This window comes from Limosilactobacillus panis DSM 6035 (assembly GCF_001435935.1).
GTDB lineage: Bacteria > Bacillota > Bacilli > Lactobacillales > Lactobacillaceae > Limosilactobacillus > Limosilactobacillus panis.
Genome location: NZ_AZGM01000099.1, coordinates 1 through 9,769 on the forward strand (window position 1 = coordinate 1; position 9,769 = coordinate 9,769).

The window sequence follows — 9,769 nt, forward strand, 5'->3', positions numbered from 1 at the left end:
ATATGCCCTGTGATACCAAGGGATCAGTCTGTCTTCATACTTTCAAGTTTCAGATATTAACAAAAAATTAGGCACCGTGCTCTGTAAAGAGCATCAGTACCTAATTTTATTTTCTATATAAACTGCATCCGGGCGCCGATAATCTTCTCAACCGCCGGGACACCGTCTTTAACATGGAGCGCCTTGAATGGGAAAGTTGCCCGGTATGTAGCACTGCCAGATGGGCCCTCGTGTTTCAAGAACTCATTAATATCCGCACTCTGTGCCCGTCCGGTAAGGATCTGGGTCAAAATAGCGGTGAGGTTTAGCCCCAAGGCCTTGGCCAAAAAGGCAATTTCCGGTAGTGGCATCGGCTGAACACCGACCTTCTTAAAGCCGCCGCTTGCCTGTTTTTCAAAAATTACCTGGAAAAGGCCTGGACCAGACTGCCCCGCAATGGCTGCCATGCTTTGATCATTCAACTTCTGGTTATCGACATTGGCCAGCTCCGCCGGATAGCGGATAGCTGTTGATTCGTATTCCAGCTGGTCGACGGAGAGCAGGTTGGTGATCGTTCCCAGTGGGTAGGCATACTTGCCATCGTAGAGAAAGTTGAAGGAAACGAGCTGGTTAGAATAGTCGTCCAACATTGACAGGTCATCATCCGGGATCACCACGTGCTGGCTTTCAACTTGGTCCTGCTTCAGTGCGGTCAAGAGTTCACTGTAACTGGCAGGCACAAACAGGAACTGCGGTTGCTCAATTCGCAGGATCTGCAGGATGTTTTCCGTCGTGGCCGGCTCAATGTAGCGCTTGTCAGCCAACGAGTAGCTCAGAGTAACCGAACTGGGGTTGGAATTGACCACTACCGTGTGGAAGTGGTCGGCCTTTAATTGCCGCATAAGCATGGCGACAAAGTAGTCCCCGGCGTTGCTCATCCCCAGCCGTAGGCCACCAGTCCCGATAATCACCGCACTGGGCTGGGCCGTTTTGGTGGCCTCGTTTTCAAACTCAAGGGCAGAATAGAAGCTCCCGGTATGCTGGGTAAACTCCCCACCTGAGGGCTCAATCTCCTTATACTTAGTCATCAACTTGTGGTCCTCATACATCTGGTAGACCTGCTCTGGAGTTGTCTTCCACAGGCGGGCAATCAGTTGGTTGCTGAGGCCGTTGTACTTGGCCTTGATTAACACCGGCTCCTTCTGGGGGTGACTAACAACCTCTTCAATCAGGAGCCGCATCCGGTTGAGCTGGTCAAAGTAGAAGGGGTCGATCTTCGTCATTTCGGCGAGTTCATCGACCGAATAGCCCCGCTTCATCGCCTCAATTAGGACAAAGATTCGTCCCGCAGCCGGGTGGACAAGCTTCATTACGAGTTCATCATCAGAGAGCTTCTCCTGGGCTAACAGGTGGAAGTCGGTTGGTTCCTTATAGCGGGACTCAATTGCCTTAAACAGGGCCTCAATCGGGCTGCGGCCAATCCCAAAGGCCGTCCCCACCGACTTTTTCTCGGTCGTTAGCTGCTGGTCGGCCTCGGGAACCGCATCAAAGCCCCACATCGGGACCCGAGCCGCGATATGGTCCATTGTCGGTTCGACTAGGGCGGCGTGATTAACGTAGTCTGCCCCCAAGTCAATATTGCGAAGAAGCTTGCCCGCATATAGTTGGGCACAGACCTTTGCAATTGGGTATCCAGTGGACTGGGCAACAAAGGCCGTCATCCGGTCGAAATAGGCACTGTTCTTGATTACGTAGAACTTATCGTTTTCCGGGTTAAGGGCAAATTGGACGTGGTTGACCCCCACAATCCGTAACTTACGGGTAATCGCAAAGGCAGTATCCCGCATGTCCTGGATTTGCCGATCCAGGAGCGTCTGCGGGGGGTTAAAGGCAATCGAGTCGCCGGCGTGAATACCAATTGGGTCCATATCTTCAACCATCGAAAGCATCATCATCGTCCCCGACTGGTCGCGCTGGACAACCACCTCAATTTCCTTAAATCCCGCCAAGCTCTGCTGAACAAAGACCTGGTCGGCTCGCGACTGCTTTAAGCACTTCTGGACGGCCGTCGCCAACTCCCGCTGGTCATGGACAATTTGCCGAGTGCTGCTGCTCTTGGGAAGGACCGACCGGATAATAACCGGGTAGCCAATCTTGCGGGCCTCTTCCAAGGCATCCTGGTAGGTATTGACGGTAACAATTGCCTTCGTCGGTGCATCCATGGCGTGGAGGGTCCGGCTGAGGAGGACCGGGTTGTTGATCTGTCGAATGGTCCCTTCCGGAATACCTAACAGGCGGATATTTCTCTCCTGGATGATTCCCTTATCAAGCAGTTTTTGGGCCAGTTCAAAGGCCCGCCGGTTCCCCAAGGTCGGAAGGATGGCGTGGGGCTTGTACTGGTCAATGATTCGAATGAGGTTGTCGACCTCCAGCGGGCCCACACAGGCATGGTCAATGATGTCGCTGCTTTCTAAGCTAACCGAAAACGGGTTGTCATCAACGAGGATGGTGTGAATGCCTAGCTGGTGAAATTCGGTGGCTACCTGGTAGGTGGCTGAATCGAGCTCATCCCCGTGCTGGATGTCATTGGCCCCGGCCCCGATAATCAGGACGGAACGAACTTCTTTTGTCATTACCGTTGTGCCTCCCTCCGGTTCATGATCTCAATAAATTCATCAAACAGGCCATTTGTCTCGTCCGGGCCGGGTGCCCCATCCGGGAAGAACTGGACGGAAAACGCCGGGTACTGCCGGTGACGAAGGCCCTGGATACTGTTATCCAGCATATCAACGTAGGTGATGAAGAGCTTGGAGCGGTCAATCGTTGTCCGGTCCACCTGAAAGCCCCCACCCTGGGTCGCGTAGACAATGTGGTCCGTTACAATCTCGTGTAAGGGGTGATTCATCCCGTGGTGCTCAACCGGCAGGCGCTTGACCTGGGCGCCGTTCGCCATCGCAAAGAGCTCGTGGCCCAGTCCAATTGCAAAGAGGGGTATCTTTGCTTCGACCTCCCGAATAATCTTCAGGACCGATGACTTCAACTTATTAGGGTCACCCGGGCCGGTCGATAGGACGACCCCGTCTGGGTCTAGACGGAGGATCTCATCCGTTGTCGCCGTGTACGGCAGGACGGTGACGTTACACTTCCGCCGGCTCAGTTGCCGCAGGACCCCGTTCTTCAGGCCGAAGTCAATGACGACGACACTCTTCCCCACTCCCGGATTCGGGTAGGGTTTGGGCGTAGCCACCTGAGCCACCTGCTGGCTCGTTAGGACCGTGGCGTGGAGCTGGTCAAAGGCGTGGTCATCAGGGACAGGCACAATGCTCCCCTTCAACGGTTTTCCGGCAGCACGGAGCTTATGAACAATTGCCCGGGTGTCAACGTTACTGATTCCCGGAATATTCATCTGCTTTAAGTACTGGTCTAGGGTCAGCCGGCGGACGTTATTAGTCGCCACGTTGAATAGCGACCGAACCACAACGCCCTTGATTGTTGGGACAATTGTCTCGTAGATGTTACGCTGAATCCCGTAGCTCCCAATATTCGGCTGGGTAAAAATCAAAATCTGATTATTGTAGATTTGGTTGGTGATGATCTCCTGGTAACCAGTCATGCTGGTGTTAAAAACTACTTCGCCAAAGGTCACAGCCGGGGCGCCAAAACCATCGCCGGCAAAGATAGACCCATCTTCAAATATGAGGTATCGTGATGCCATTAATAATCCCCCTCTTGAGCAAATTGCTTTTTGCTCACTTATTCACTCTTCCAATTATATACGACTTAGTACTTTCTGTTAATTAGAATCCGTCCTATCCAACTTATCCAACATTTTCTGAAAGTAGTCCGGCAGTGGCGTCGTAAACACCATCTCTTTTCCCGTTCGGGGGTGCTTAAAACCAAGTAGCCGGGCGTGAAGGTACTGGCCCGCCCCCGGAAGGGTCTTCCGCGGACCATACAGGGGGTCCCCAGCAAGGGGGTGACCAATTGACTTCATGTGAACCCGAATCTGGTGGGTTCGGCCCGTTTCCAAACGGCAGGAAACCAAGGTGTAGTGACGGTAACGCTTTAGTACCTTGAAATGGGTGATCGCGTGCCGCCCGTCACTAACGATGGCCTGCTTCTTGCGGTCCTTTCTTGACCGCCCAATCGGCGCGTCAATGGTCCCCTGGTCATCCTTAATAACACCGTGAACCAGCGCTACATACTCCCGCTTATTGGTCTTGGCCTTTAATTGAGCAGCTAAGGAACGGTGAGCCATATCGTTTTTGGCCACCATCAAAAGGCCTGAGGTATCCTTGTCAATCCGGTGAACAATCCCGGGACGAAATTCCCCGTTGATCGTCGAAAGTGGGCAGTGGTACAAAAGGGCGTTAACGAGGGTGTGGTCAGGGTGCCCCGGTGCTGGGTGGACCACCATTCCCTGGGGCTTGTTTACGACCACCACATCATCGTCTTCGTAAACGATGTCGAGGGGAATATTTTCCGGTTCCAGGTCAATTTTCTGGGGCTTTTCTGGCGCGATGGTCACTTCGTCACCAACCGCCAGCTTGTGCTTAGGCTTGACCGAGTGCCCATTAACCTTCACGTTACCGTCACCGATCCATTTTTGAATCTGTGAGCGGGAATACTGGCTGAAGTGGTGACCCAGTTGCTTATCGATGCGCCCCGTCATCCCCTCTTTAACCACTAACCGTAAATTCTCTTCCATACTATTCCTCTTCCTCACGAATGATGATAATAACCAACCAAACAACACCAATCGTCAGGCAGCAATCCGCCACGTTAAAGACGGGAAAGTTCACAAACAGGGTTTCAAACATGTCAACCACGTAGCCTTGCTGGATGCGGTCGATAAAGTTGCCAACCGCCCCTGCCAGGACAAAACTCAATGGCAACAGGAGGCGCGGGTTATGTCGCCAGCGGTAGAACAGGTAGAGGATGACTGCTAAAGCCACTACCGTCACCAGTGAAAAGAACCACTGCTGCCCTTCTAAGATACTCCACGCGGCACCGTTATTTCGCAGGTTCGTCAGGGCCAAGAAGTGGGGAAGTAAAGGGTGGGCGGTGTTTAAAGCCACGCTAGCAACCACCCAGTGCTTCACTAGCTGGTCAATAACGACCAGGACAAGGACCAGGACGAAGGAAATAATCACCATCATGACCGGGCCCCTTCTTTTTCCTGACGTTCAAGCAAGTCCTGCAAACGACGAATGGCCTTGTTCGTAAAGGTAAAATTGAGGATCTCACCATTGACTGTCATTGACATCGTATGTTTAGTAAAATGAGGTTGGCGGATGTCAGCTAGAGGAATTACCAGGTAGTCTTTCTGCAACAAACGACTAAAGGTCATCTTAGTTTGCGTCACCACCACGGTCCGCCGCTTGATTTCTAAGAAAACCAGGACGGCAAAAATAAGGAATAGGACGGCCGTGATCCATTGAAAATGAGTGATCTCCAACCAGATGATCAGGCCCGCCAAGAAAATAATAAAGGTCCAGCACCAGGAAATGATGGTCCCAGTCAGGTCCGGTTGATAAAAATAGCGTATTTCTTCTTCCATTTATGATAAACATCCTTCCGATGAGGTGATTTTTAATGATCAAAATTTATACTGATGCGGCAACAAAAGGTAACCCGGGGCCAACCGGCTTAGGAGTCCTGATCCTTTTCAACCACCACCAGTACCAACTGACGAAAACACTTGCCAAAGCTGATAACCACAGCGGCGAATTTGCAGCCGCCACGTTTGGCTTCCAGTACCTTTGTGATCACTTTGCTAGCGAACAAACAGTTTTATTCTACACCGATAGCCGCTTGCTTAGTGACGCGGTTGGCAAAAATTATACAAAACATTACCAAGCGCAACTCGATACCCTTAACCAGTTAATTGATCACTTCCCGACCGTCGTTACCCAGTGGGTTTCCGACAGTCAAAATGCGGGGGCCCACCACCTCGCTAATCAGGCCTTGAGGAGTCTGGAATAATACCGCTATTAGTATACCAAAACTTCTGAAAACGACCAAAAGCTGTGTTCTAAGGCTATGCGCCAAACAAAACAAGTTATACAATAAATGTAAATTTAGTTTGGGGGAAGAACATTGAAGAAACAATCAACTACTATTATTTCAATTATCCTAATTATTATCATTGTCATTTTCGCAGTCGCTAACACGGCATCCGTGGCGGTGAACCTCCTGTTTACCAAGTTCCAGATGCCATTAATTCTCTTAATCCTCGTCTGCCTCTTAATCGGGGCCCTAATCATCTACCTCCTCTCCTTCTCAACTCACCTGAAGCAAGACAAGGAGCTCAAGGAGTTGCGAGCTAGCAAGGTTGACCCCAAGCAACTGCAAAAGCTTCAGGGCCAGGTCAAGGGCCTGTTAAAGGAGAATGCGCGCTTGAAGGAGACCAACGCCCAACTCAAGAAGGTCGCTGACAAGCCGGCAAGTGGTAGTCAGCAAAAATAGTCATCAAATTATGATTGTCGAAAAAGGAGGCTGGGAGAAAACTTTGTTTTCTCACCAGCCTCTTTTAGTTTTCCGAATATTACACAGTAATCGCGGAAAAAAAGCGTGCTCCTAGTGTCTAGTTACGGAGCACTCTGAAGCTTTTTTCCCAGCTTCTTTTTCCTGAGGTTATTACATACAAAATGCTATTCCGTTACGCCGGTCTTGAAGATGGCGATTCCGTGAACATCATACTTTTCATTGTTGGTCTTCTTGCCACTGGCCACGTCGATGATGTACTGGATGAACTTCGCTGCCAAGTCATCCATCGATTCGTTCATCAACTGGCCGGCGTCAAAATCGATCCAACGCGGCTTGAGGTTAGCGATATAGGAGTTAGAAGAAACTTTGACCGTTGGAACGTAGGTAGCAAACGGTGTCCCCCGCCCCGTGGTAAACAGGACCATCTGACAGTCCGCCGAAGCCTCGGCCGATGAGGAAACAAGGTCATTACCAGGTGCCTGAAGCAGGTTCAGACCCTTGGTCTTGATCTTATCCCCGTATTCCAGAACATCGTTAACGGCAGACGTGCCGGACTTCTGCGTACAGCCAAGCGACTTATCTTCCAAGGTTGAGATCCCCCCGGCCTTATTACCCGGTGACGGGTTCTCGTAAATCGGCTGGTGGAAGCGTTCAAAGTAGGCCTTAAAGTTGTTGATCAAGTTGACCGTCTTGTCAAAGGTCTTTTCGTCCTTGGCCCGGGACATCAGGATTGTCTCAGCACCAAACATTTCTGGAACTTCGGACAGGACCGTGGTCCCACCCTGAGCAGCAACAAAGTCGGAGAGCCGCCCAAAAAGCGGGTTAGCGGTTACCCCAGAGAGCCCATCAGAGCCCCCACACTTCAAACCAATCTTCAGTTCACTCAGAGGTTGTGGCGTCCGCTGGTCGTCCTTGACTGCCGCGTTCAGTTCTTCCAGCATTGCCAGGCCGTCGGTAATCTCGTCATCACTGTCGGCGGATGATAAGAACTTGATCCGGTCGGGGTCGATACTCCCGTTGGCCTCTTGAAGGGCGGCCTTCATTTGGGCCAGTTCATCGTCGTCGGCACAACCCAGGCCACAAATCAGGACAGCCCCGGCATTTGGTTGCAATGCCGCGTCCACGAGGATCTTCCGCGCCCGTTTATAGTTATCCTGGGGCGTGTCAATTCCGTAGGTGTGCTTAAGGGGCACGACGTTATCGAAGTTACCGTTGTCCGGGTGCAGGGCCCTGAACTGGGTGACCAGCGGGTCAATCAGTTCACTAACCGAGCCGACAACCGGGATAATGTAAAGGTCGTTTCGGATACCGACTTTGCCGTTTGGCCGCTTGTAACCCATGAACTTCCGGTCGTCCTTGCCAACCTTCGTCGTGATCTTAATTGGCTTGTAGCTGTATTCCAACTCACCAGAAAGGTTCGTTGCAATATTGTGAATGTGAACATGTTCCCCACGTTTGATGTCCTGGGTCGCGTGACCGATTGGGTAACCATACTTGATGATGTCGGCACCCTTCTTGATGTCCTCCAGGGCGATCTTGTGGCCCCGGGTGATGTCTTCCAGGGTGGTTACATTACCGTGGTTGGCGGTCTTTAAAACCGTTCCCTTCGGCAGGTCCTGCAGAGCGACCGCAACGGAATCATGTTCATCTAAAATAATGAAATTATTCATTATTCATAACTCCTTTTACTTCTCATTCCGAATCCGCAGCAGTTCTTCGTGGAACTTCTTGGCGTTTTCAGTTACTTGGTCGTAGTCACCATCAGCACCAGGGCCAACCAGGCTCCCACCAGCACCAACACAGAAGGCACCGGCCTTGAACCAGTCCTTCATGTTGTCCAGGGAAACCCCACCACTTGGCATGATGTTTGCCTGTGGGAATGGTCCTTGCAGTTCAGGAATCATCTTCTGACCGGCAATAGCACCAGGGAAAATCTTAACCACGTCCGCGCCAGTCATCAGGGCTGTTTGAACCTCGGTTGGCGTGAAGCAGCCGGGCATGTAAGGAACGGCGTAGAGGTTGCAAAGCTTGGCAACTTCTTCATTGTAGGACGGGCTGACAATGAACTTGGCACCCGCTACCATGGCCATCCGGGCAGTTGCGGGGTCGAGAACAGTCCCGGCACCCACAACAACTTCGGGGTCCTCAGCATACTCTTCGTTTAAGTGCTTGATCGTAACGTCAGCATTTGGGGAGGTGAAGGCGAGTTCGATGGCCTTGACCCCACCCTTGATGCTGGCCTTAGAGATCTTATAGGCATTTTCTTCACTCCGGCCCCGGACAACTGCCAGAATGCCGGCCTTTTCAACGGCTTTCAGTGCTTCATACTTTGGTAACATAAATTCAATTTCTCCTTTTGCAATTTAATTATGATAAGTGCATTTCGTACTGGGATACCTTGGTTTCGTGGGCAGGCAAGATAATGTTGCCCTCCTTCTTCATCCAGTCAACTGGTTCACCGAGAACGTCGGGGAAGCCATTGAACGGTTCCATGCATAGGAATGCGCAGTCCGTGTCTTCTTTCGTCCACAGGCAGACGTTCTTAAACTGACTGATGTCCATCTCGACCGCGTGCGAGGTTAGTGGTGAGTAGAGCTTAATACTCTTGATTCCCGGATTACTGATGATCCGCAGACCCGGCTTGAAGGTTTCGTAGTTCAGGGCCAGTTCATTCTTTGCGGTCAGCAATTCTTCCTTACCAGTACGGTACGGGTTAGGAGTCTTGACAATTTCGTAGTCGTTGATTGGTCCCTCGATACCGGTAAACTTAACCCGGTAGTTGTTAAACTTAGCCACCCCGTTGATTGGCACGTTAAATGCCGGGTGGGAACCGATGGAGTATGGCATCTGGCGGTCAGTGTTATTGGTGACTGCGAAACTCAGGGACAAACCTGTACTCAACAGGGTAAAGGTGATTGCCAGGGTAAAGTCAAACGGGTAGTACTTCTTGGTAGCCTCGTTGGCTTTTAATTCCAAAGTAACCGCGTTTTCCGTTTGGTAGGTAACCGTTAAGTCCTGGTCACTGACGAAACCATGCTGCGGCATTTCATAGGTCTTGCCGTCGAGAACGTACTTGTCATCGTTGGACCGACCAATTGCCGGGAACAGGACCGGGGCGTGCTTGCCCCACTCCTTACCATTCCAAATGTAGTCAAAGTTGGCCTCTTTATTAACCAGGTGGGTTAACTGTGCGCCGTGTTCGTCAATTTCTGCGCGAAAGTCAGCATTTTCAATTTTAATCATTTAACCTGATTTATTCATAAAAATACACAAAATACCCATCAAACACATGTTTCACACG

Annotated in this window: 10 protein-coding genes; 2 read left to right on the forward strand and 8 right to left on the reverse strand. The window is 51.1% G+C overall.

Annotated elements, in window-relative coordinates; translation table 11 throughout:
• Window positions 1-113: 113 nt before the first annotated feature.
• The 5 genes from FD32_RS06500 to FD32_RS06520 form a co-directional block, all read right to left on the reverse strand.
• Window positions 114-2,612 (reverse strand): ATP-binding protein, encoded by a 2,499-nt coding sequence (locus tag FD32_RS06500; RefSeq protein ID WP_047770133.1) that lies wholly within the window; start codon window positions 2,610-2,612, stop codon window positions 114-116.
• Window positions 2,612-3,694 carry a carbamoyl phosphate synthase small subunit gene (locus FD32_RS06505; RefSeq protein ID WP_047770135.1) on the reverse strand — a complete coding sequence of 361 codons (1,083 nt, stop codon included), beginning with the start codon at window positions 3,692-3,694 and terminating at the stop codon, window positions 2,612-2,614. The genes FD32_RS06500 and FD32_RS06505 overlap by 1 nt, the downstream gene beginning before the upstream one ends.
• 78 nt (window positions 3,695-3,772) lie before the next feature.
• Window positions 3,773-4,687 (reverse strand): RluA family pseudouridine synthase, encoded by a 915-nt coding sequence (locus tag FD32_RS06510; protein WP_047770137.1) that lies wholly within the window; start codon window positions 4,685-4,687, stop codon window positions 3,773-3,775.
• Between the two features lies 1 nt (window position 4,688).
• Entirely contained in the window at window positions 4,689-5,138 is a 450-nt protein-coding gene (lspA, locus tag FD32_RS06515; protein ID WP_047770139.1) for a signal peptidase II, read from the reverse strand.
• Window positions 5,135-5,539: an EbsA family protein gene (locus tag FD32_RS06520; RefSeq protein WP_047770141.1), complete on the reverse strand. Its 405-nt coding sequence runs from the start codon at window positions 5,537-5,539 to the stop codon at window positions 5,135-5,137. The genes lspA and FD32_RS06520 overlap by 4 nt, the downstream gene beginning before the upstream one ends.
• A 35-nt stretch (window positions 5,540-5,574) precedes the next feature.
• Between FD32_RS06520 and FD32_RS06525 the strand changes: the two genes are divergently transcribed.
• Together FD32_RS06525 and FD32_RS06530 are read left to right on the forward strand one after the other, a co-directional pair.
• Window positions 5,575-5,964 (forward strand): ribonuclease HI family protein, encoded by a 390-nt coding sequence (locus tag FD32_RS06525; RefSeq protein ID WP_047770143.1) that lies wholly within the window; start codon window positions 5,575-5,577, stop codon window positions 5,962-5,964.
• Between the two features lie 114 nt (window positions 5,965-6,078).
• The gene (locus FD32_RS06530; protein WP_047770145.1) at window positions 6,079-6,447 is read left to right on the forward strand and encodes a lipopolysaccharide assembly protein LapA domain-containing protein; all 369 of its coding nucleotides are present in this window, start codon (window positions 6,079-6,081) and stop codon (window positions 6,445-6,447) included.
• A gap of 185 nt (window positions 6,448-6,632) precedes the next feature.
• Here FD32_RS06530 and FD32_RS06535 read toward each other — a convergent pair whose 3' ends face one another.
• Genes FD32_RS06535 through FD32_RS06545 form a run of 3 tightly spaced genes read right to left on the reverse strand, consistent with a single transcriptional unit; the run spans window position 6,633 to window position 9,711 of the window.
• Window positions 6,633-8,138: a UxaA family hydrolase gene (locus tag FD32_RS06535; protein ID WP_047770148.1), complete on the reverse strand. Its 1,506-nt coding sequence runs from the start codon at window positions 8,136-8,138 to the stop codon at window positions 6,633-6,635.
• A 15-nt stretch (window positions 8,139-8,153) separates the two neighbouring features.
• On the reverse strand, window positions 8,154-8,807 hold the full coding sequence (locus FD32_RS06540; protein ID WP_047770154.1) for a bifunctional 2-keto-4-hydroxyglutarate aldolase/2-keto-3-deoxy-6-phosphogluconate aldolase: 654 nt from the start codon (window positions 8,805-8,807) through the stop codon (window positions 8,154-8,156).
• Window positions 8,808-8,835: 28 nt separating this feature from the next.
• Window positions 8,836-9,711, reverse strand: a complete 876-nt coding sequence (locus tag FD32_RS06545; protein WP_047770156.1) for an aldose 1-epimerase family protein — start codon at window positions 9,709-9,711, stop codon at window positions 8,836-8,838.
• Between the last annotated feature and the right edge of the window lie 58 nt (window positions 9,712-9,769).